The organism is Mucilaginibacter sp. NFX135 (genome assembly GCF_048565145.1).
Taxonomy (GTDB): Bacteria; Bacteroidota; Bacteroidia; order Sphingobacteriales; family Sphingobacteriaceae; genus Mucilaginibacter.
In genome coordinates this window covers 2,390,692-2,415,549 of sequence record NZ_CP183412.1, presented here as the reverse complement: position 1 = coordinate 2,415,549, position 24,858 = coordinate 2,390,692, and the positions used below count along the sequence as shown (strand labels likewise).

At 44.8% G+C, this 24,858-nt stretch carries 13 protein-coding genes; 1 reads left to right on the top strand and 12 read right to left on the bottom strand.

Features of this window, described 5'->3' with window-relative positions:
* Positions 1-3: 3 nt before the first annotated feature.
* From ACNURT_RS10360 to ACNURT_RS10335, 6 genes are all read right to left on the bottom strand, one after another.
* Positions 4-2,313 (bottom strand): glycoside hydrolase family 3 N-terminal domain-containing protein, encoded by a 2,310-nt coding sequence (locus ACNURT_RS10360; protein WP_419701686.1) that lies wholly within the window; start codon positions 2,311-2,313, stop codon positions 4-6.
* An 11-nt stretch (positions 2,314-2,324) separates the two neighbouring features.
* A complete protein-coding gene (locus ACNURT_RS10355; RefSeq protein WP_419701685.1) occupies positions 2,325-4,604 on the bottom strand; it encodes a beta-N-acetylhexosaminidase in 2,280 nt (759 codons plus the stop codon).
* Between the two features lie 15 nt (positions 4,605-4,619).
* Positions 4,620-5,771, bottom strand: coding sequence for an acyltransferase family protein (locus ACNURT_RS10350; RefSeq protein ID WP_419701684.1), 1,152 nt, complete (start codon positions 5,769-5,771; stop codon positions 4,620-4,622).
* Positions 5,772-6,235: 464 nt separating this feature from the next.
* On the bottom strand, positions 6,236-9,025 hold the full coding sequence (locus tag ACNURT_RS10345; RefSeq protein WP_419701683.1) for a family 78 glycoside hydrolase catalytic domain: 2,790 nt from the start codon (positions 9,023-9,025) through the stop codon (positions 6,236-6,238).
* A gap of 217 nt (positions 9,026-9,242) precedes the next feature.
* On the bottom strand, positions 9,243-10,739 hold the full coding sequence (locus ACNURT_RS10340) for a RagB/SusD family nutrient uptake outer membrane protein (protein WP_419701682.1): 1,497 nt from the start codon (positions 10,737-10,739) through the stop codon (positions 9,243-9,245).
* Positions 10,740-10,833: 94 nt separating this feature from the next.
* A complete protein-coding gene (locus tag ACNURT_RS10335; RefSeq protein WP_419701681.1) occupies positions 10,834-14,094 on the bottom strand; it encodes a SusC/RagA family TonB-linked outer membrane protein in 3,261 nt (1,086 codons plus the stop codon).
* 441 nt (positions 14,095-14,535) lie between these two features.
* Between ACNURT_RS10335 and ACNURT_RS10330 the strand changes: the two genes are divergently transcribed.
* Positions 14,536-15,048, top strand: coding sequence for a hypothetical protein (locus ACNURT_RS10330; RefSeq protein ID WP_419701680.1), 513 nt, complete (start codon positions 14,536-14,538; stop codon positions 15,046-15,048).
* 188 nt (positions 15,049-15,236) lie between these two features.
* Here ACNURT_RS10330 and ACNURT_RS10325 read toward each other — a convergent pair whose 3' ends face one another.
* The 6 genes from ACNURT_RS10325 to ACNURT_RS10300 all read right to left on the bottom strand — a co-directional run bounded on the left by ACNURT_RS10325 (position 15,237) and on the right by ACNURT_RS10300 (position 24,806).
* Positions 15,237-15,857 (bottom strand): alpha/beta hydrolase, encoded by a 621-nt coding sequence (locus ACNURT_RS10325; protein WP_419701679.1) that lies wholly within the window; start codon positions 15,855-15,857, stop codon positions 15,237-15,239.
* Positions 15,858-15,861: 4 nt separating this feature from the next.
* Positions 15,862-16,797, bottom strand: a complete 936-nt coding sequence (locus tag ACNURT_RS10320; protein ID WP_419701678.1) for a ring-cleaving dioxygenase — start codon at positions 16,795-16,797, stop codon at positions 15,862-15,864.
* Positions 16,798-17,089: 292 nt separating this feature from the next.
* On the bottom strand, positions 17,090-17,884 hold the full coding sequence (locus tag ACNURT_RS10315) for an FHA domain-containing protein (protein WP_419701677.1): 795 nt from the start codon (positions 17,882-17,884) through the stop codon (positions 17,090-17,092).
* Between the two features lie 174 nt (positions 17,885-18,058).
* Entirely contained in the window at positions 18,059-22,174 is a 4,116-nt protein-coding gene (locus ACNURT_RS10310; RefSeq protein WP_419701676.1) for an FtsW/RodA/SpoVE family cell cycle protein, read from the bottom strand.
* Positions 22,175-22,310: 136 nt separating this feature from the next.
* Positions 22,311-23,753, bottom strand: a complete 1,443-nt coding sequence (locus tag ACNURT_RS10305) for a PP2C family protein-serine/threonine phosphatase (protein ID WP_419701675.1) — start codon at positions 23,751-23,753, stop codon at positions 22,311-22,313.
* A 90-nt stretch (positions 23,754-23,843) separates the two neighbouring features.
* On the bottom strand, positions 23,844-24,806 hold the full coding sequence (locus ACNURT_RS10300; RefSeq protein WP_419701674.1) for a hypothetical protein: 963 nt from the start codon (positions 24,804-24,806) through the stop codon (positions 23,844-23,846).
* Positions 24,807-24,858: the final 52 nt, after the last annotated feature.

Genomic DNA, 24,858 nt, shown 5'->3' with positions numbered 1-24,858 from the left:
GGCTTATTCTTTATATTCCAATGTTTTGCTAAACACTACATCCGTTGCCGAGCGGGCAATCATCACATCAAAGGTACCGGGTTCGGTCACCCGTTTCATATCCATGTTCCATATGGCAATGTCTTCGGGTGTTATGGTAAATTTTACCGTTTTGGTTTCGCCGGGTTTCAGGGCTATCTTATCAAAACCTTTCAGCGCCATTACCGGGGTGGTTACCGAATTAACTTTATTACCCAGGTACATTTGCACCACTTCTTTACCTGTTACATTACCACTGTTGGTTACATCGACAGCAACCTGCACTTGCCCGGCTTTGCCAAGCGAGCTTGCCGATACCTGCATATTGCTGTATTTAAAAGAGGTATAACTCAAGCCAAAACCAAAAGGAAAGAGCGGATCGCTGGATGAAAAAACATAGTCCTGCCCCGGCTTATCCGGCGAGCCGGGATTATGATAAAATCCCCTGCCCGAACTCACATGATTATAAAATACCGGTATATGCCCTGTGGATTGCGGTATGGACACGTTTAACCTGCCCGACGGGTTCACCTTGCCAAACAGGATATTGGCCACCGCCGCGCCGCCCTTTTCGCCAGGATACCAGGCTTCGAGTATGGCCGGGATATGTTCTTTTTCCCAACTGATGCTCCATGGACGGCCGTGTACCAGCACCAGTATCACGGGCTTACCGGTTTTATAAATGGCCTGCAATAACTGGCGTTGAACACCATCAGGATTAATATCGGTCACATCATAACCTTCGCCGCAGGTAAAGGGATCTTTGGGCTCGCTTTCGGGGGTGTGACCGTTCCAGCCAACACCCGAGAATACTACACTGGTGGTACCCAACACTACAACTACAGCATCGCTGTTTTTAGCAGCGGTAACAGCCTCCGCAAAACCACTGGTATCCCGACCGGACAGGGTACCGCCTTTGGCATAATTGATCTTTATTTTATTGCCTGCTAATTGTTTAATACCATCTAATACGGTAGTACCGGATCGGTTATCACGGGTGGAACTATAATCGCCGTATTGTACCTGGTTGGCGTTGGGGCCAACCACCGCCAGCGACTTCAATTTATTGATATTCAGGGGCAACAATTGCTGGTCATTTTTAAGCAGGATGATAGATTCCTCGGCTATTTGCTGTGACAGGGCCACATGCGCTGGGGTATGCACGCGCTTTTTAAGCTGCAAGGTATCTACTAATGGCTTCTCAAACAAACCGGCCTTAAATTTGGCAGTAAGGATACGGGCTACGGCGGTATCTATCTGTGATTCCTTTACCTTACCTGCTTTTACCAGATCTATGAGTTTACTATATGCATCCGGACTGGGCGCTTCCAGGTCGACACCGGCGTTGAGGGCCATGCGGGCGGCAGCTTTCGCGTCTTTGGCCGTGCGCTGAAAGCCGTATAACATTTTCAAGCCCTCATAATCAGAGAATACATAACCCTTAAAGCCCCATTCCCTGCGCAATACCTGCTCCAATAAAAACCGGTTGGCATGGGCTGGTATGCCGTCCATTTCGTTATAGGATGGCATCACCGAATAGATGTTGGCCTTTTGCACCACATCACGGAATGGTGGCAGGAATATCGACCGGAGTTCGCGCTCACCAATGGAGGCAGGCCCCAAATTAATACCCGCCACCGGGATACTGTAGGCAGCAAAATGTTTGGCAGTACACATCACCTTATCTTTGTCGATGCCTATCAGGCTTTGTGCAGCATCGCCCTGCATACCGGTTACAAAGGCCATTCCCAATTGACTCACCAGGTAAGGGTCTTCGGCATAACACTCCTCCACCCGGCCAAAACGGGGGTCACGGATCAGATCAAACAAGGGCGACAACGCCTGATCAACGCCTGATGAAGATGCTTCGTAGGCAATAACCGAACCCATTTGTTTAATGAGCGCCGGGTTCCAGCTGCTGCCTTGCGCTATGGCCTGCGGAAATATAGTAGCCCCTGCAGCCAGCTGCCCGTGCAGGCACTCGCCTATTTGTATGGGTGGAATGCCCAGTCGTGTTTTTTCGCGGGCGTATTTTTTGGCTTTGATGGATAAGGATGCTATTTCATTGATGGTAACAAAGGGACTTTCGCACACGCCATAAGCAATGGGATTGCTCAATGAGCCTTTTAAGGAATTCATGCTCATTTGGCCCACTTTTTCTTCCAGCGTCATGCGGCCCAGCAGATCTTTGACCCGGGCAGGCACAGGGGCTTTCGGGTCTTTATAAACCTGGGCACTGGCGGCGGATATGATCAAAAATGCCGCTATTGTTAAACTCCATTTTTTTCGCATCATATTGATATGATCTATAAATGAAACAGGTATTTCTGCGGATCAAGCAATTTACCGGCAGCATCCTTTAGCACAAACAATGTTTGTTTGCTATTGGCTTCGGTGGCAGTGTAATAGCCGCTAAACTCGTAAAAGCCTTTTTTAAGATACAGTAAGGCCTTTTGCGGTTCTACATACCTGTTTTTTTCGCCTCTGATAAGCAATCCATTATCCAAATTTAAAGTCGGGCTCACCTCAAATCCCGATGTCAATTCGTAATCACCCTCTGTATCTATTTTAATCAGACCGTTAAACTTAACCCAGGTCAAATCTCCATCAGTTACAGGTAATATTGCCGGGGTGGCAGTTGAGATCACGGTCATGCTCACCGGGGGTACAGCCTCCAGTTTGGCATAGTTGATTTCCTTGGCTTTGAAAATTTTATAGCCTAAACCTGGTTTCAGTTCGGCTGTATAAACTACCCGTGGTTTAATTTTTACATGTTTTATGGTAGCACTTTGCAATATGTGCTGCGCGTTCAGGTTCCAGGTGGTATAGGTTTTCAGCTCCAGACTATCCTTTAGTGGAACGTCAATATTCACGGGAAACGCTACTGCTTTGGCTGTACTATCGGGCATTTTGCCGTTAAGCGAATACCGTACCTGCGCACCCAATAAAGGGTATTGTAAGGTTTGCTTAAACCGCTCTGCATTGGTGGTGATATGGTCAATACCTACAATATCGGGCAGGCGAGCGTTGAGGTTCCAGCGTTTAAAATAAGGATACTGTTGTTTCATTTTGTATTCAAAACGGTCGATGTTCTTATTTTCTTTACTGCTCCAGGCCAGTTCTGCCACCGCCAGCGCACGTGGAAAAACCATATACTCCAGATGCGGGGCATTGGGTATTTTTTCTGTCCAGATGTTGCCTTGCGCACCTAAAATATAGGCAGCCTCGGCAGGTGTTAACTGACCCGATTGCGGTTCGTAGTTATACACCATCTGCCAGGTAACCGGCGGATTCCAGCCTATGGGTTCCAATTGCTCATTGGCCTGCGGCGCATCAAAGTACATATAAGGCAACGGTGTCATCACTACATGATGGTGCATGCGTGCGGCTTCGATTCCCCCTTCTTCGCCCCGCCAGCTCATCACTGTTGCCGACTCTGCCAAGCCGCCCTGTAAGATCTCATCCCAGCCCACCAGCTTTTTATTTTTGGAGATCAGGAATTTCTCGATGCGTTTAATAAAATAGCTTTGTACTTCCTTTTCGTTCTTCAGGCCTTCTTTTCGCATCAGGGCAACAGCTGTTGGGCTTTTGAGCCAGTCGGCCATTTCCGCTTCATCCCCACCAATGTGTACGTACTGATTAGGGAATAAGGCGATCACCTCGGTCAGCACGTCTTCCATAAACTTAAAGGTATACTCGCTCGGGTCGAGCATGCGTACCCGGTGTTTGGCACCTGTAGAATCCTTACAGCCTAATTCGGGATAGGCGAATATGGCTGCTTCACTGTGGCCAGGCATTTCAATTTCGGGCAAAATGGTCACAAACCGGTCCTGTGCATATTTGATCACGTCGCGAATCTCGGCTTTGGTATAAAAGCCATCGTTACCTCCATCTACCAGGTTATCCAGCTTCCGGAACTTCCCTTCTTTGGCGTAGTAAGCTATTTTCGAACCAACTTCGGTCAGCTTTGGATATTTATCTATCTGGATGCGCCAGCCCTCATCGTCGGTTAAATGCCAGTGCAATACATTCAGCTTATAATGCGCCATTACATCTATGTATTTCTTTACCTCATCCACCATAAAAAAGTGGCGGCATACATCCAGGCTCAGTCCACGCCATTGAAAGCGGGGTTCGTCGCTAATGGCACAAACAGGTATTTGCAGGGGCTTAGCAGCAACTCCGGGCAACAATTGTATAAGTGATTGCACTCCGTAAAATATGCCGGCCCCTTTACCGGATATGGTTATTTTGCCGGTGGTAATACTCAGGGCATAAGCGCCATCCGTACCCTTTAGGTTGCTGCTGATCAATCTGATTGCTGTTGAGGGAGGAATCTGGGTATAAACTTTCAGGGTTAATTGCAGTTTATAATATTGAGCGAGGTAGCCTTGCAAGTATTTTCCCACCGCGGCACTTTCTTTATCAACCCCGATAACGGCTTTACTGTTCAATATAAAATTGCCTTTTTGTGTGGTTAAGTGAAGTGGCTGCGGAATAATGTGCATCTGCGCGACCGACTTTTTTACACCTAAGCCCAAACAGGTTATTATTAAAAGCAGGTATATTTTGCTGAAACGAATCATAAAAGGAATAGAGGTTTAAATTTTTACCGTGATGTTTTTCTTATACAATATCCAAACCGGTATAAAGATGATAATGACGGTAAAGATAGCCGATATGAGCGAGGCATTCTCGGACGAAAAGTTTGGCGTGAGCAAATGAAAATACATGTACGACCAGATATTGGTCTTGTGCCCGTTATCCGTAACCGGGATAATGGCTATCACAGCCGGGATAACATCGGCCAGTACATAAGCCGCTATAGCATTACGCCCAAAAGCCAGGAAGGGTGGCAGCAATTTTTTATAACCCTTTACATCGATCAGCCAATAAGATATGGCCAGTATGATGATAGCCAATCCGGCGGTGAATAATACAAAGGAGCTTGTCCATAAGGATTTATTGATGGGAAAAAACGTATTCCAGATCAATCCGGCTACAGCCAGCAAAGCTCCTACATTCGTTAGTCGGAGTATCTGGCTGCCGGTTTTCAGCCTGTCGCTTTTGAGCCAGGTACCGGTAAGTACTCCGATGAGGCAGGTGCCGATAGCGGGGATAGTGCCCAGCAAACCTTCCGGATCCCAGGTTTTGGATGCACCCCAGAGGTGGTTCGGCGTAAACACCAACCTGTCGATCCAGGCGCCCAGGTTAGTTTCAGGATTGAGGTTGGCATGACCAAAGCCGGGTACAGGAACCAAAGCCATGAGCAGGTAATAGCCAATTAAGCAAGCCGGGGCAATGGATATCTGTGTGCGGGTATTGGTTTTAATGTACAGCACAGCCGTAATACCAAAAACAATACCAATGCGCTGCAATACACCGGGGAAACGCAAATGGCTGAACTGAAAATCGCCGATAAGCGGTAAACAGATCCCCAGCAATACAATAATAAGGGTACGGCGAAGGATGGATAACATCAGCCTGGGATGACCAGCGGCATCCAGTTTTTTGGCCTGCATGGCGTAAACTATGGATACGCCCACCATAAACAAAAAGAAGGGAAAAACCAGGTCGGTCGGTGTGCAGCCGTTCCATTTAGAATGTTCCAGCGGCCAGTAAATATGGCCCCAGTCGCCGGGATCATTCACCAGTATCATAGCAGCCACGGTAAATCCCCGAAAAAAATCGAGCGAAAGCAAGCGCGGGCGACTGATACTGGTGGCTTTATCGCCAACGATGGTGTTTGCCATAGTTTTATCCTCTGTTGATCAAAAAACCTTAACATCTGTTTAAAACAGACAACTATTATCTTCTTGAAATGTTATCGTTATGCAACTTCCCTCTTGAGAGAGTAATAGTCCATGAAGAGGCATAAGGCGAAAATTAGGCACCTATCGACTCACCCCGACATCGCTGCGCTTGTCACCCCTCTCTCCGCTTCGCGCATAGAGGGGATTTTTAATTCTTTTTTTCTTTACCCTCTTTGCGGCAAAGCCGCAGAGAGGGTGGTCCAGCGAAGCAACGACCGGTGAGTCGGCTATGCGACTTGTTTTTAACCTTGTAAGTTTAAACTCCGCCTTTTCATGGGCTATTACTCTCCAAAGGAGAATCGCACAGTCCTTGCCTTAAATTCTGTTTTTCATCATTTTTTTAACCACAAACCCTTATTTAATGACACTCCAAGTGGACCCATATAAACCCAGTTTACTTCTTCTTAATTAACGTGTTTGCCAAACGTTTTTAGCGTATACACAAAATGGTATGTACCCGAGCCAATATTCAAATGCTCATCATTACTTATTTTCTGGATACCGGTTATTTCCTTTTCAGTGTTGATATCGAGGCCATTTTCGGTAATCTGGTCGGTTACTGATGGCAGTACGATCTCGGCGGTTGTGTTGGGCGGCACAATAACATCCAATGTAAATATACCATTATCAATACTCCATGCCGATTTTACTTTACCATACAAAGTTTCCAGTTCGGCCTGGGCGCTGGTCAGTTTGCCACCCGGATGCGGCGAAATAATTATCCTATGAAAGCCCGGCGAGTTTTCGTCGGTATTTATACCTGTTATCACGCGATACATCCAATCGCCAATGGCGCCGTAAGCGTAATGGTTGAAGGAGTTCATTTCGGGGTCTTCAAAACTGCCATCGGGCTTGATGCCGTCCCAACGTTCCCAAATGGTGGTAGCCCCATGCTTTACCGGGTACAGCCACGATGGGTACGACTCTTTCATCAGCAGGTCATAAGCAATATCGGTATGCCCAAAACGGCTCAGTACATGGCAAATATAGGGTGTACCCAAAAAGCCGGTGGTGATATGCTCGTCATAATCCTGGATATTGTTCACTAACCTTTTTGCCGCTGATTCACGTAAATTTTCGGGCAGCAAGTCAAAGTTCAAGGCTAATACATAGGAGGTTTGCGTACCCGATATCATGCGGCCATTGGGCGTCACGTACTCGCTCTGGAAGGCTTTTTTGATATTGTACAACAGTTGGGTGTATTTCTGCACATCATCGCCCCGGTGCAAAATTTTGGCCGCATTGATGAGCAACTGGGTAGAGTAAGCGTAAAATGCCTGTGCTATCAAATTTTTATCGGTCAGGGCGGCGCCATCCTCGTAATTGGTTCCGGCATAAAAGAGCCAGTCGCCAAAGTGGTTACCAGTATCCCAAAGATAATTACGGCTGTGGAGTTGAATATATCCCACCCATGCCTTCATGCTTTCATATTGCTGTTGCAATACCTGTTTATCGCCATAGGCCAGGTAAATAGTCCAGGGTGCAATGGTGGCTACATCGCTCCAGCCTGAGGCGGCTGATGAAACACTATCCAGCACGTTTGGGATCACATAGGGTACCGCGCCATCTTTATGCTGATCGGCCGAAAGATCTTTTAACCACTTGGTAAAAAAACCGGCCACATCCATATTAAAAGTAGCGGTACGGCAAAAAGCCTGCGCATCGCCCGTCCAGCCCATACGCTCATCCCGTTGCGGGCAATCGGTAGGCACATCAACAAAATTACCTTTTTGCCCCCACTGTATATTATGCTGTAGCTGATTAATGAGGGGGTTGGAGGTAGAGAATTTACCCGTTTGCGCCATATCAGAATATACCGCGTATGCGGCAATGTTGGTTGAATCAAGCGGCCCGGCATAGCCCACTACTTTCATATAACGGAAGCCCTGAAAGGTAAAATGGGGCTCATAGCTTTCTGCGCTATCGCTTTTAAATATGTAGGTGATCTCTTGTTTGGCGGTACGCAGATTTTTGGTATAAAAATTACCTTTCTGATCAAGCACTTCAGCGTGGAAAAGGTGGATGGTATCGCCTGTTTTGGCTTTCAGCTTAAATTGTACCCAACCTACCAGGTTTTGTCCAAAGTCGATCACCCGTTCGCCGGCCGGGGTGGTGAATACTTTTAGCGGTAAAAACTTCTCATGTTTTTTTACCGTTGGACCAATAGTAGTGATCAAATTGCTTTTGATGCTTTCGTCTGTTTTTACGGTATCCCAGGTGGCATCCTTATACAGAGGATCCGTCCATCCGTTCTTTTCCTTACGGGCATCATACACCTCACCATCAAAAAATGAAGACGAGCGGATGGGCCCATAGGCTACCTTCCAGCTTTTGTCTGAGGTCATCACCTCGCGTTTGCCATTGGTATAAACTATCTCCAGCTGATATAGCAGGGCCAGTTTTTTACCGTAGACATTCTTTTTACGATTATAAGTATAGCCCCTGTACCAGCCATCGCCAATGGTTACGCCGGTGGCGTTATCGCCCCTTTTAAGCAGCGAAGTAACATCATACACCTGGTATTGCAGGCGTTTGTTATAGCTTGTCCAGCCGGGTGCGAAGTAATCGTTCCCTACCCTTTTGCCATTGATCTGGGCCTCAAATACGCCATGGGCAGTGATATATAAATGGGCCGCGCGTATTTTATGATCAAGTTTAAATGCTTTGCGGAACATGGGGCTGGGACCGCCGGTGGTATCAGACACGTAATTATCCTGGATCCATTTGGCCGACCAGTCTTCCTGTTTCAGCAAACCCATCTTCCAAAAGTTGACCATGCTCCAGGGGCTTACCTGGTTTTTATTGTTCCATACCCGTACCTGCCAGTAACACTTTTCGCGCGAGGTAAGCATCGGCCCACCATAATATACATGCGCCGACTCATCTGACGGGACCTTACCCGAAGTCCAGATCAGGTTTTGACCTTTGGTTAGCGATACCGCGTTTGTACCTACCCGTATCTCATAATAAGTTTGCTGTATGTTACGATCCTGGGTTATCAGTTTCCAGCTCAGGCGCGGGTTGGCCGCGTCGACTGCTATAGGGTTAACTTTATATTCACATATCAAATTATCAACCTTAAAATTAACAGGCACATTTTGAACCTGTGCAAAACCCTGGCGGCAAATAAAAAATAATATTACGATACTCAGATATGCCTTTTTAAGCATACCTGTTTGGGCTATGTAATTCATGCTACTAAATATAGCTTAAGAACGGTTTTTGTTTGTATATATATCATATTTTTTAATCTCAAAAGTAAATATGATGTTACAAGTATGAGAGTCAGGAATCAAGATACAAGAATCAAGACAAAAACCTACTTGTTATTTGTGCTTTCTTGATTCTTGTATCAAATATTTTGACTCCAATTTATCTTCCTGATTCTTGACTCTATATCTTGACTCTTTTTTAATGCTCCAATTGTGCTTGATTCAAAGGATATTGGAACAATAGGCGAATGTTGGTATACGCAGCTGAATTCACGTTCCAATACGGCTTTTTAATTTCTTTTTCCCTGGCACCGTGGGCTGTCATTACGGCTACGGCTTTTCCGGTGCGCAATAGATCAAACCAGCGATGATTTTCAAAACACAGTTCAATTTGCCTTTCATGGGCTACCGCCGCGCGAAAATCTTCCTGGCTGGCTACGTTTAGTTCGGGTTTGGTATTACCTGCACTTTTATCTGGCAAACCCGCGCGTTCCCTCACCAGGTTTAAATATCTAAAGGCATCACCACCTCCTGAAAAGCCTTGTTCATTGAGGCATTCGGCCAGCATCAGGTAAACATCAGCATAGCGGTACACTGGGAAATTATTACCCGTGATACCCTGAACTGCACCTTTACTCTGGTACTTTTTGATAAAAGGCATGGTAATACCATACTGATCGGATGTAAAAGTTGTATCAATTGAGGCGGCCTTTCTGTTATCACCAGACTCATAAGCATCCAGCAGGTCCTGGGTTGGTATATTCCAGCCGTTTTGGGCGCCATTGGCTATTTCATAACCGGTTACAGAATCATCATATACATCCCAGGGCACAAACGTATCTATAAAATCACTGCCTAAGCCATTAGGCCCTTCAATGTACTGGATCTCAAATATCGATTCGGGGCCATTTTCTTTGGCAAGGTTAAAGTTATCAGCATAGTTGTCATTCAGTTGGTAAACGTTAGAGGAAATGATGTTATGCAGTAAAGGTACGGCCAGATCGAACTTTTTCTGAGTCATATATACTTCGGCCAACAAAGTTTCGGCAGTTCCTTTAGTTACCCTGCCTTTATCCCCATCTCCTGAATAACTGAGCGGTAATTTGGCAATGGCATCATTAGCATCGGCAATTATTTGTGTATAAATATCGGCAACATGGGCCTTGGTAGCTACTTTAAATGCTTCATTTACCGATTGCACTTCGGTTAACACCAATGGTACATCGCCAAACATACGTACCAAATTAAAATAATTAAAGGCTCGCAAAAAACTGGCCTGGCCGCCAATGGTATCGGCTACGGCGGCGGGTAATTTAGCTGCGGGTAAGCGTGCTAAAATAATATTGCACCGGCCAATAGCAGTAAAGCTGGCTTTAAAAAAGGAGCCAACCATATCGTTATTGTTCAGCTCCCTGAATTCGTCTATCTCCTCCTTATTGGTACCGGAACGATCATTAGGGTTAAACTCATATGATGTATTGTCTGACCGCATTTCGCCCATGGCCCAGAATGAACCTGTATATAGTCCCAGCAAAGGGGCGTAAGCGCCATTAACAGCCTGTGCAAACTGAGCGGGCGTTTTATAAAAATTTGCTTTATTCTCGGTATCAGTAGGCTGAAGGGCGAGATAATCCTTTTTACAGCCAATTACACTGGCTATGGTAAGGATCAAAAAAAGATATATGTATTTTTTCATGTCTTCGGTTGTTAGTTTATTTGCTTATTGGTTCATTAGTTCGTTGGCTAAGGTCTTTGTGTTCTTAGATCTAAAGATGCTTGCTCCCAAAAAACTAAAAGGTTACATTACAACCCACTGTATATACAGCAGAAACAGGGTAACCTGTAAAATTCACATTTGGTGAAAGCGACCTGTTACCATCCTGCCCATCGATGCCCACTTCGGGGTTTCCCCCTTTGTAACCGGTAATGAGAATAGCATTCTGCGCGCTGAAATAAACCCTGAAATTTTTGCTGAACTTGGTTTTGAAATTATATCCCAAATCTATGTTCTTGACCATAAGGTAAGAGTTGCTTTCAACCCAGTAAGATGGGTAATAATCGCGAGCTAAATTGGTATTGGATACCGTTGTTGGCAAAAGCCCGGCTCCCGGTTGGCTGGCAGAACGCCAACGCTGCATTACGGATTGCTCTACATTAAATACGCCATCCAGATTAGTAGTAAATTGCTTGTACATGTCAAACACATGACCACCCACTGAACCGGCTGAGATAATGTTCATATCAAAATTTTTGTATGACAGATGATTGTTAAAGCCGAAAGTAAACTTTGGCCAGGGGTTACCAATAGGTACCTGGTCGCCACCATCAATCACGCCATCACCATTTACATCCTTATATCGGATCGTGCCTACAGCTTGTCCATCAAAATGTGGATATTTGTCCAACTCTGCCTGGTTTTGAAAGATACCCTGGAATATGTAACCATAAAACTGCCCCAATGGCAAACCAACCTTGGTAATATTGGTTGGGTTATCGTTGGCAGGAGCATCATATATTTGTTGGGTTGTACCCAGATCGAGCACCTTGTTGCGGTTAAAAGATATATTCATATCCGTACTCCAGTTAAACCCGCTGCCTACAATATTTTTGGTGGTTAAAGTAAACTCCCATCCCCGGTTACGTACATTGCCTACATTGGTTAAGGAGTAATCATATCCCGAAGCAATAGGTAAAGAGATACCCTGCAACATGCGTTGTGTATAGCGGTTATAATATTCGGCAATTAAATAAATGCGACCCTTGATGAGCGAAATATCCAAGCCAATATCTGTTTGCTTGGTGGTTTCCCATCCAAGCAGCTGATTTCCCAAAACGGTTAAAGACTTTCCAGGTACCAGTGCACCGCCAAATGAATAATTGGTTTGGTCAACCGCAGGAATAGATTCGTAATTACCAACATTATTATTCCCGGCAAGACCATAACTGGCCGTAAATTTTACCTGATCAATAAAGGACGTTTTTGGAAAAAATGATTCATCAGAGATGCGCCATCCGCCAGATACCGAAGGGAACGTACCCCATTGATGGCCCACGGCAAACCGCGATGAACCATCCCGGCGAATGGAGGCGCTTAATAGGTACTTGTCCTTATAAGCATAATTTACCCTGCCTATTAACGAAAGTAGGCGCCACTGCTCATCACCATTGTTATCTGCCGGTGCGGTTACGATGGTTGCAGCCCCAATTGATCGGACAACATCATCTGGATAACCTGTTCCGAAAGTAAAACGATTGTGACTTGTTTCCTGTTGAATGGAATAATCGCCCAGTACGGTTAAAGTATGGTTACCCCATGTTTTTTTATAATTAATTGAGTTTTCATTAAGCCAGTTAAGCGAATTTACCGAAGTAGCAGAACCTATTGCCTTTACCTGCGTGCCATCACGGTTTGGCGCATTAAATCCCCCGAGGAATGATGGCCGGAAATAATCCTGTGATTTGGTTTGATAATCAACCCCAAATGTCGACCTTAAGGTTAAACCAGGTATGATCCGCCATTCCGCATAAGTATTAGCCAATGCACGAAACTCATTGCGGTTATTGTTGATGTTCATTAACTCGCTTACCGGGTTGGCATTTTGGAAGGTACCGGGCGAACCTACCACATTGGTATAAGAGCCGTCGGGTTGTTTTACGGGTACCAGAGGGCTTTCCAGGTAAGCCTGACTTAATACGGCCGAAAGGAAATGACCATCAGTTTCCTGTAAATTCCGAAGACTATAAGTGGGTGCGATACTCAGGCCAACAGTTACGTTTTTGGCCACTTCGGCATCTATAACACCCTTTAAAGAATATCTCTTAAAAGCTGTATTGAGTACCGTACCCTGCTGATCAAAATAACCCAATGAAAATAATGACCTTACTTTATCTGTGCCATTAGCAACGGTAACATCATAATTTTGCATAGGAGCCACACGGGTAACAGCATCAAACCAATCGGTACCTTTACCCAGTGATGCCGGGTTCTTGTACTCATCGGGTATAGGGTTATCAGTACCATTAACTTTATTGGCATCCTGTATAGCCTCCGTACGCCATTGCGCGAATTGAGAAGCCGTCATCATTTTAAGCTTGGTTTTTGGCAATATGGTTTGAATACCGGTAGATGTATTCACGGTAACCGTCGATTCACCCTTTTTAGCTCTTTTGGTGGTAATCAGTATCACACCATTTGCACCACGTGAACCATATATGGCTGTAGAAGCCGCGTCTTTTAGAACGCTTATGTTCTCAATATCATCTGGGTTAATGGTACTGAGCGGATTGGAATACTGGTCAAACCCCGGAGAGATCGGAAAACCGTCGATCACATACAGCGGATCGTCACCGGCCCCTACCGAGCCTGCGCCACGGATGTTAACAGAAACCCCACCACCCGGGGTGCCCGTTACCTGGTTTACAGTTACACCAGCCAATTGCCCGGCCAGTTTCAGATCAACACTCGCCGCCTTGATCTCCTTGATGTTGGACATTTTAACCGTTCCTACGGCACCTGTTACATCTTTTCGCTCCTGGTTACCGTAACCTACTACCACCACTTCGTTCAACTGGGTTTTATCATCGTCCAGTACAATGTTAATGGTGGTGCGTTTATTTACCGGCTCTTCTTTAGATTTAAAGCCCACAAACGTAAACACCAGTACCGCGTTATCATCGGCCTGTAAACTAAATTTACCGTCGACGCCGGTGGTGGCTCCTATGTTTGTCCCCTTTATTTTTACATTAACACCCGGCAAGGGCTGTCCCTGAGCATCCTTTACCTGGCCTGTTATGGTTATGGGTTCAGCGTGAGTTTCTGGGAAATTTTTAGCCCTAAGCTGTAAACAGCCGGCCATGAGTAATAAACCTGTTAATTTTAAAATTAAAAATAGTTTTGAGGCTGATGTCCGGGGCGCATGTAATACCCTACTCGTAAAGTTTAATTGCATACCTTGGTTGTGTTTGGTTAATGTATCGGTTAATGAACTCAGCAGGTTGATTTTCTGTTCGGGAGTGCTGCTTACTCCGCTTTTTGAGGATAAGCGCTTCATTACTGCGCTATAGGTTTTGTTAGTGTTTGTTCATAGTTTATACTTCGGTTTGGTTTATGGTGATATATAATGCCGGTTCTGATAGCTTATCATATTAAATGATAACCGGCAAATACTTTATAATAAGATCGATTCGACTGGTCAGTCTTTAAATAACCTGTATAACAAACAGTTATAGGTCCAACAAAATATCAGGGAATTGGTTGTATTAAATTGAAATAAATTTAAGTTTAACTTAATTCACATTGCAGAGGAAGCAAATTTATTAGCGAAATAAACAGGCTCATGTAGATTGATTTCACTAAAAGATATACTCAATTAAAACCGTATATCTATAAACAACACAGGTGTAGGTTATTTCCTGAAATCGAAAACCTGTGTGGGTGTTTTTTCCGTATCTGGGGTATACATCTGAATACATATCTATCTAAACTTCCTTTTATGATACGCAGGTTCATTAATTTTGCAATAACCACAGAGAGTACGATGGTTAAATGGAAGGTAAAAAACGGACTTAACATATTGCGGGTTTCTTTAGGGATTGTTTTTATCTGGTTTGGGGCCATCAAATTTTTCCACGGATTAAGTGCCGCCGAAGTAATTGCGGGGAAAACTATTTATAAATTAACCTTTGGTTTGGTTAAGCCCATTGTGGCTTTACCTGTACTTGCTTGTTGGGAGTGTACTATAGGCTTAGGACTCATTTGTAAACGATGGCTTAGCTTTACGCTATTATTGCTTTATTTTCAAATGGCGGGAACCATGTTGCCTTTATTCTTTTTTCCGCATGACACCTGGACCGTCAATATCTTTGTCCCTACTTTGTTAGGCCAGTACATCATCAAAAACCTGGTACTGTTATCGGCAGGTGTAGTTATTGGAGCAACCGTGCAGGGTGCCTGCTTAATGGAAAAAAATGAACCAATTGAAACTACGGAAAACCTGATCTGCTAAGTACTTTAAAAGATATAACAGCAAAATGCTTGCAATGTAAATGCGCAGATACCTTAATGCTCTGGTAAGATGATTTCATTCGGATAGATTGTGTTAAAAACTAAATTTAAAATTTAGTTAAATAAATATCCCAAATAAAAAGGGCCACTTTTCAGCTGCCCTTTTTATGTTACTTATTGGAGATATAGTTATGATAATATACCATTAGCTAAAGCCAGTTCTTCGGTGGTGACTGTATGCTGGCGGCCCTTATATATTTTCAGGGTAACATTAGCGTTAAGCTTTTTGAGCAGGCTCACGGTTTCATTCACCCGGCTTACAGGTACATGCGGATCAGGATCGCCAGTGGTAATTAATAAAGGGGTCTGGTCAAAATCACCTTTATAATTTTCACTCATCAGCTTTTCACCTATCAATCCTCCTGTAAAAGCTATCACACCGCCATATCTACCGGCATTGCGGGTTACATACTCCAGCGTTAAACATGCCCCCTGCGAAAAACCAAGGAAATAAATGTTCTCCTGGGCTATACCCTGCTGCTTGATATCCTCCACCAAACTACCGATCACTTCCAGCGCTGAATCCAAAGCTGGTTGATTATTACTCACCGGCGCCATAAAGCTATAAGGGTACCAGCTGTGCTCGGTAGCCTGCGGTGCAACAATGGCATAACCATCCAGTTGCAGGTGATCTTTCAAGGTAAGGATACTTACTGCCGATGCCCCGCGCCCGTGCAGCATAATCATGGCTTTTTTAGCCTGATCAGCAGGCGTCCCCGCTATAACTATCTGTTTATGATGCGTGTACATGATTTTATATTAATGAAGGTAAGGATTTTTCCAGATCTTCGCGTATATTCTCGTACTGTGCAGGTAGTTTTAAACCACTGCCTAATTGATCAACCGGTTCATCGACAGAAAAACCTGGATTATCAGTAGCCAGTTCAAACAATACACCACCCGGTTCGCGGAAATACAGCGAGTAAAAGTAGTTCCTGTCAATCTTATCAGTGATGTGTAACCCCAGCGCCGCTATCTTTTCGCGGTATTGCATCAATATCTCCTCGTTTTTAACCCGAAACGCTACGTGGTGTACGGAGCCACCTGCTACATGGCCTGCTACCTCTCCGGCTACTTCAACCAGGTCAACTATGGCGGCGTTATCTACCGCATCGGTCACAAACCTAAAGCGGTTTACATGCTGCTCCAACAATTTGTAACCAAAAACATCGGTTAATATTTTAGCGGTAGCATCCATTTTATTGGTTGTAATAGTAATGTTGTGGAAACCACGGGTAGCATTTTCGGCTTTCACCTCTGTCGTTTCCCAGGGTAGCCTGTTATCAGCTGTTTTAGGCACAATCAGTTCCAGCTTTAAGCCGTCGGGATCCAATAAGGTAAGGTATTGCTCGCCAAATTTTTCGGCTGGTTTGTTATACAGTACATTATTAGCCTCCAACCTCTTTAACCAAAAATCCAAACTGCCTTCGGGTACGCTGTAGCCAACTTCGGTAGCCTGGCGTGCGCCTCTTCTGCCGGCGGTAATACCTTCCCAGGGAAAAAAGGTAAGGATAGTGCCGGGGGTACCCAATTTATCGCCATAATAGAGGTGGTAGGTTTGCGGGTCATCAAAATTCACCGTTTTTTTAACCAGCCTTAAACCCAAAACACGGGTATAAAAATCGTAGTTCTTTTTGGCGTTACCTGCAATAGCAGTAATGTGGTGGATGCCGTTTATTGTATTTTCCATTGTTGTCCTTTCGTGATCAAATATTAGTAATTGTTTTAATTGATGATTCAAAGTTACCCCGCAAAACACGGTTTACACTTGATGTAGGATAAGAAATGTGAGGAGGATTTGAGAGTAAGGATTTTGGGGAACAAGGAATAAAGATAAAAGAGGACTCACCCCGACATCGCTGCGCTTCGCGTATAGAGGGGGTTTCTTTCTTTTTTCTTTACCCTCTTTCCGGTGAAGCCGAAGAGAGGTGGTCGAACGAAGTGATGACCGGGTGAGTCTACACCGCGTTCCTGGGCATATTTTACCCTTCCGCCTTAGTACTAAACAAAAATACCGCCGATTCACCCAGGATCACCTGGTCGCCTTCGCTCATGGGGTGACCGATCTGCGTGGAGTTCAGCTTGATCATCTTGCCATCGGCAGCAATATGGATCTTGGTTTTGTTGCGTGGTGGTACGCCACCTTCATCAGCAAATATCATAAAGCACTCTGCGTCTTTATTCCACTCAATATGCGCATGTTGGCGGCTGATGAATTTATTACTTTCATCTTTGCTATCAGCCGGAAAAACCAATTTATTTAAACGGAACGATCCGTTGTCAGTAACCGCTTTTTTATCGCGGCCAATGTTTATTTTATCGTCGGTAGCTTTTATGATATACTCCTCCTGCTCGGCTTCCCCATTCAATATCCGGATATAGGCTACAGCTGATGAGGCATTGTGCAATACTTGTCTGCGGGTGTGCATCAGGAATGCTGCATCCAGGTCAGGGATTGGGCTTGCTTCAGGTGGTAGCTCATCAACAAATTCTACCTCCATTGTCCAGTCGGATGGTAAGTCAAGCGCGTAGTCATCTGCTATTTTTTGTACCTCGTTCCTAAACTTTTCTTTATCGTGTACATAAACCGCACCTTCATACAGATGTTTATCTTCGGGATTGGCAGCTATATAAAGCAGCAATTCCTTAATATGACCACCTTCACCGCCTTCTATCTTTTGTAATGCTTCTTTAATAAAGCGCAAAAGGGCATCGCGCAGGCTTTTTACATCCCAGTCTGGCTTCTCGCCCTTATTTCTGAATAATTTAAATGACATGTGTTTTATTTTTGGAACAAGGATTTTTGGAGCAAGGATTTGGGGATTAAAAACAATATTTCAAAATTAACTTGATATTATCTCTATTCCCTCACTCTAAAATCCTTATTCCAAAAATCCTTGTTCTTTGTTCTAAAAAAATCCTTGCTCTATAAATCCTTGTTCCAAAAATCTCTATTGCGTGGTATCCGTAGGAAAATTTATTTCCTCGGGAGCTTCTGCTTTTTCATGAACTACCACTTTTTCGGGATCGAAGCTTTTCATATAACCCTTTTTCAATAACAGCGGGATGATGTGATTTCCGGCCAGCCGCACCGCGTCTGACGAGCCACGGGTGGATTCGATGCGAATACAAACCACCATGTTCCCGGTGCCTTTGGCTTCGGGGGCGAAAAATACATACCAGCCATCGTTCACACTTTTGTTTTTTACAATCCGCTCGGGCGTACCGCTTTTACCAGCCACCGCTATATGCAATATAGGTACTTTTGGTGCACTTTGCGCTATCATGTATTGTTTCAGCAAAGCCGCATATTCCGGTTTTTCAGCCAGTTTAAAGGCTGGCTTTACCGCAATTGCCGTATCGTTGATCTTGAGTACAAAGCGATTAGGATGCAGCATCCCCTCATTAGCTACGCCGGATATAAGTCTGGCTACAGCAGCCGGGGTCGCGATCAGTTCACCTTGTCCCCAGGCCATACCCGAGATACCTTTTGCCCTGGTTTTATGGATATTGTTAGGATCGTACCGTGGTTTGGTATTAAACTCGGTTTTACGCCACAGGTTACGCCATTTTTCTTCCTGATCGGCATTTTCTGGCGGTTTGTTATAATAGTAGCCGCCTACACCATGCAAAAACATACCCGTTTTTAAATACAAGTTACCCATGTACTCTTCCAGATGCTGCTGATTGGCCAGTTTGATAAAATACACGTTGTTTGATTTTGCAATGGCCCTTGCCATGGTGATCATCCCGGTTTCATCGGGTTCGATGCCTTTGGTACGGATGCGTTCTTCGGTACTCACGTGGTACACCACATCGGCAGCGCCAATACCCAGCTTATTAAATGCAGACATGGCCGTGAGCACCTTTGCTGTTGATCCAGGCTGCGAAGCATAGGTAAAGCCCAGGTCGGTAGTGGTCATCCAGGTAGCCAGTTTATTCTGATCGGCCTGTGGCATGGTGAGCTGATCCCAATTATGCACGGGAGGTAATGGATACACCGCAGAAGTCAGCACATCGCCAGTATTGGCCTCCATAATTACTACGGATACGCGATTGTCTTGTAAGGATGTATCGGCCGCTATGGCTTGTTGTATACCGGTTTGTAATTCGGCATCTACCGTCAATTGTACATCACGGTTTTTATTCTTAAAGGCGGCTATCTCCGGGCCGTTAATGTCGGCTAACAGCAATGGCGCTAATGCGCTGTAATCACGTTTGCTCACCGTCATCTCTTTCATGCCACGGGGTAAAAAGCGGTCCTCCTGATAACGGGATGCTTTTACATTATAACTGGTTATCGGCATTTTAAACCCACGCAATTCGGCTGCGTGTTCATACTCGGCAAAGTAGCCGTTGGTGCTGCCGTTAAATACGCCGGTATTTTCGTCGCCCGTCCAGAAAAACATGTTCTCTTCAAATGGATAATACCGCTCCAAACGCTTATGCATAGCCGAATCCAGGTCATAATGCATGATGCCGGTAGCAGCCAGTTTTTCTTTTTGCTTCTCTATGAGTTCCGGTTTGCTGGTAGCCAGGATCAGCCCGTTACGATCGAGCAATGAACCTGCCTGCAGCTTATTCATCAATATAGCGATACGCGGATTATAGCTAAACATCCGCAAACCACTTTTATCGGCAACCAGTGCCGGTTTTACCACCCAATGTTTATTATCGGCGCTATAGCGCGATACATTTACAGTAAGCAATACTACAGCGGCCAATGCGGCAGCCAATGCAGGCACCAGGTTTTTGTCCTGCTGCTTGGTAATAAAACTCATTTGTACCTGCGTCCCTTTTACAGAAGATACGGATAACAGAAAACCTGCCGCCACCATATTGATCACCAATGACGAACCACCATAACTTTCGAACGGCAATGATACGCCGGATAAGGGCAACGCCCCGATGGACCCACCTGCAATGAGTATAAACTGCACAAAGCTACAAACACCGATACCCGCGCTGAGATAAAACAACAGCGGCGTACCTGTTTGTCGGCCTATAATGATGGAGCGATGCAGATAAAGCAAAAACAAGATGAATATGGCTGCCATGCCCGCCCAACCAAATTCCTCGCCGATGGATGGCAAAATCATATCGGTATGCGCCTCGGGGATGGTTTTAGCAAAACCCTGCCCCACGCCTGTACCGCTTAAGCCACCGCTGGCCATGGCCCAAAGTCCGTTAGCTACCTGGTCGCCGCCATACACTTCATTGTTCCAGGGATCCTGCCAGATGGCTTTACGTTCAACCAAACGTTCTACCGGGCCGGGGATGATCTTATCCAAACCAGGGATTTTATCGATAGTTAAAAACGCGGTGATCACGATCAAAGCCATAAAGGCCGATTCGCTGAGCAGACGGGGCTTCAGGAATGCTACAATACCCCATACGCCAAAGGTAATGGCTGCGCTGATCCAAACATTATCAAAAAACCAGGTGGCCAGTACAAACAATATCACATAAGCGGCCATGTGCATAAAATCGCCGCGCGAAAAAGAGAACAGGATAATAAAGGTAAAACAGATCACCATTGCCGGACCTAAATCGCCCAGCACCAAAAACAACAGCAAGGTAATCACTGTGGCGATGAGCGCGAAGGAGAAAAACGACCAGCGCTTACCCCAACTGGCGTACTGACTGATAAACTTCTCATTAGCAGCAAAAAAGCCTGCAAGGAATATCATGATCAGGTATTTTACGATCTCGCTGGGTTGTACTCCCAATAAGTTCACTTTTACCCCGCTGCCTTCGGGCCCGGTACCAAATAAAATAGTACCGAATAATAAGGCCATAGCCACCAAAGCCCAGGGCCAGCCGTTGGCCGCGCTGCGGGCGCCTTTAAAAAACAGTAATCTATATAAAGTAGAATCGGCATTAAAACGGCGCAGGTTGAAGAACTGCATAATGCAGATACCACCCACACCGATACCTAAATACATTAAAGTATCTTTAGCTAAAAAGCGGTCACGTAAAGGGTCTTGTAAACTCAAAAGCGTGAGTATAGAAATACCTGTAAGCAGCATGACCAGCGGCAATATCAACTGATCGGCTTGCGGGTAACGACTGCTGAGTAACAAATGTACGATCAGGAACCCGGCAAGAAAACTTCCTACAATGATCCAGTACCATTCATTAAATTCCTCATGGGTACGAACGATGAATGCACCTTCTTTTTTCAGGATATTAAAATCGCGGGTGGATAATAGTTTTATCGTATGCGGTGCCTGTATGAAATTGAGTGTTTTATCTTTATTCAACTCTACTACACCCTGCGAGCGGCCAAATTCAAAACCCGGCTGCAGTGGCAGTACCTCAAAAGCTTTGCCTGTGGGCAAGTTTTTAAACGCGTAATGCCCTTCAGCATCGGTACGGGCAAAGGCGGTTAATGATTGTAGCTGGCGCTTTTTATCCGTATTGACCACATAAGCCTTTTTGTAAGCAGCTGATGCTTGCGTGGTGGCTCCTCTTGAAGTGGTTTCTTCATCGCTATAGATACTATCCTGCGGCAGTATCATGTTTAATCGAACCAGTACTCCTGCTATGGGTTGTTCTTTATGATGGATGGTTCCGGATATACTGTATTCGCCTAAACCCAGATCGGTTTGTGCCGGTAATTGCGGCGGATGAACGCGTTCCTGTGTAAACCGGATGGAATCATCACCGGTATAACCCAGTAACGAACGGGATACCAGCACCCTTTTTTTGAATGATTCCCCGCCATTGGCAAAGGCATCATCGGCATTTACATAGTAACGGCGTTTGTTCAACTCGCCTGCATTATCAATCTCCTCACCAATATTTACTTTTGAAGCGATGGTCGACTTGATATAGTCAACATCTTTGGGGTCATCAAAATAATAACCTTTATGTAGCAAGGCAGCCACATTACGGGCGGTATTAGGCGTATTGAGGTTAACGATGGTACCATCCTGAAGCCGCTTATCTACATCAACAAACTTTTGTTGCAGTACAAAATAAAGCTTGCCAAAAAGCGCTACTAATATAACGCCCGTCAGCAATAAAAATAGCCGCTCCATTCCCCTGCCCGGCGACTTATCCATTATGCGAAGAAGATAGAGTCAAGAACCAGGAATCAAGAATCAAGAGTTTATTCGATATTCTTAATCCAGGTTTCTGACTGACGTTTCTTGATTTTTGGTTTATATTTTTACAACTAAAAAAATTCTTCATCTCACATTATTTTTTCTTGATTCCTGGTTCTTGACTCTTAACTCCTCCCAAACTGTCTATGCGAAACATTCCGCCAAACAACCTGCCCGAAACCTGTTTATTTGCTGGAAAACTATAGGATGTTTGCACCGGCGTAACACAATTATTAAACACCACGTGCTTTAATACCAGGGCATCATTATGCGTAGTGATTGCTGTTTTAAACCCCTCAAAAGCTACGCTGTCCAGTACGATAAATTTACAGGTTGCGGCCAGTGTGAGCGCGGGGCCGTTATATAAGGAGTCGCGCTTAAACAGGATGCTTCCTTTTGCTTTGATGTACAAACTGTCGCCATCAATATGCAGGCTGTCAGTTAAAATAATGGGTTGGGGATAATCAGCAGCGGATAGTACCAGCGTTTTTCCTTTTAATTTATTGATAGTATCCTGCAGTTTAATTTCTTGGGCATTCTTTACTTTTACAGGTGCAACAAGTACTTTAACAGGCTTTTGTTTGAGTTGATAATTGAGCCAATATTGCCATAAAAAACCCGCTACTGCCAGCGCCAGCAATATAAAAAGCATGATCATACTGCCCCGGTTACTTTTTTTCCTGACCGGTATGGTTACCGGGCCATCGGGCAGTTTGGGTTGCGCCAGTGGGTCAACTATCTCATCTGTGACCTTCGCTGCCGGGCGGGTAGCACTGTGCTGCCTCGGAGCTTTATCATTTTGAACCAGCGCTACGGTAACATTATCCTTTCCTCCTTTACTATTGGCGGCATCTATGAGCTTTTTACCTTTCTCTTCAATAGTGCTATCACTGGTCAGGATACCGGTAATCAAGCTTTTATCAACCAAATCGGTTAAACCATCGCTGCAAACCAGCAAGGTATCGCCGGGTAGAAAAGGCGAATGCCCGGTCTCCACAAAATCCGGATCTTTTGATATTTCGGGGTTAAAACCAAGTGCCTTGTTGATCTCGTTACGTTTAGGGTGATCCATGGCTGCCTCTTCGGTCAACCGCCCGGAATCTTCCAGAAAGCCCACGAACGAATGATCTTTGGAGATCTTAATAAGCGTGTGATCGCGCAGCAGATACAGACGGGTATCGCCCACATGGGCATAATAAAACTGGTTATTCTGAATGTCAATCACGGCCAGCGTAAGTACACAAGCCATGCTTTCCAGTTGCTTATCTGTTCGCTTTTTGTCGTATATTTTTTGGTTGGCTATAACTATGGTATTTACCAGCAGCGGCACCACATCGCCCGCAATGTAGGAGAGCTGCTCCAGGATACAATCTCGTGCTATATCAGCAGCCACTTCACCACCTACATAACCCCCTACGCCATCAATTACGCAGGCAATAATAAAATTGCCATCACCGGATCTCTGGGCAATAAAGGTATCCTCATTATTATCCCGCTGCCGGCCAATATCTGTTATTCCGAAAAAATTATTTGCCATGGTTTTTACTGGAATTTTTGATGTCGATAAAATGGGCCATTAATAATAAAACGCCTATTGCCAACAGCCCGAATGATAATATTTGTGACATTATGCTTCGGGTTTAAATAGGTTGATGCCGATAATGCCATTCAGTAATATTTTGGAGTTGAAAGGCAGATCCACCCATTGCGGCGCGTTTACATCGCTGCGGAGTACTTCCTGTTCGTTGATCAGTGTAAGCTCGCCAAACGAGGCCAGGTAAAATTTACCATCGGCCTTATTTAGGCGTATACGCAGGTGCGGGGTATTCACCCAATCGCTTGGTACTTTAAATATGGCACGTTCCTCACGGCTTTCTTCATTACCCGATACTACAATATCATCGTCCATTACCAGATACTCCACCTTTCGTCCCACAAACTGTTTGTCGGGCATAATGGTATCCAGGCGGGCTAATACTTTATCGCCAGGCCGGTCAATTTCTTTTTCTTTATGGTTCAGATCATAGGCATAAGGCAGTTCGTAATAGCCCTCACTGTAATAGGTAAAGCCTTTGAGTATGTCGTTGCTGATATCCAGCGTTTGGGCCACACCTGTATGCCTGGGGATAAAAGTTACCCGTAAGTTCTCTTCCTTTTTATCACTGCCAGGCAACAGCTTGCCAATAAAACCTTTATCACCTTTGGCATAATCTGGGTGCGAAACCAATCGGAATACCCATTTGGAACTGGAAGGCTCTACCTTTTTGCCAACTTCCTGGTATTCACGTAGTACCTCATAAAACTTCTTTACCGATTCATTAACGATGATACCAAAAAGGCCGGAGCGGTTATTGATAAATTCCTGGTAGTCTTCTTCGTTAAAGCTGATGATAAATTCGTGGTAAAACACCACCCTATCGGCAAATGAAAGCTGACCTATAGATTCCTTAAATTTTTCGATGATGTATAAATAAACATCATCGGGGGTAAGCGCTTTTATAGTAGCGGCCTCGGCATTGGCTGGTTTCCCGTTCGGCAAAAACCAATCCTGCAGCCCTATTTTTTGCCAGAATGTTGATTTTGATTCCATTCTTTATTAAATTCTAAATACTAAGTTCTAAACTCTAAGTTCTAAATACTAA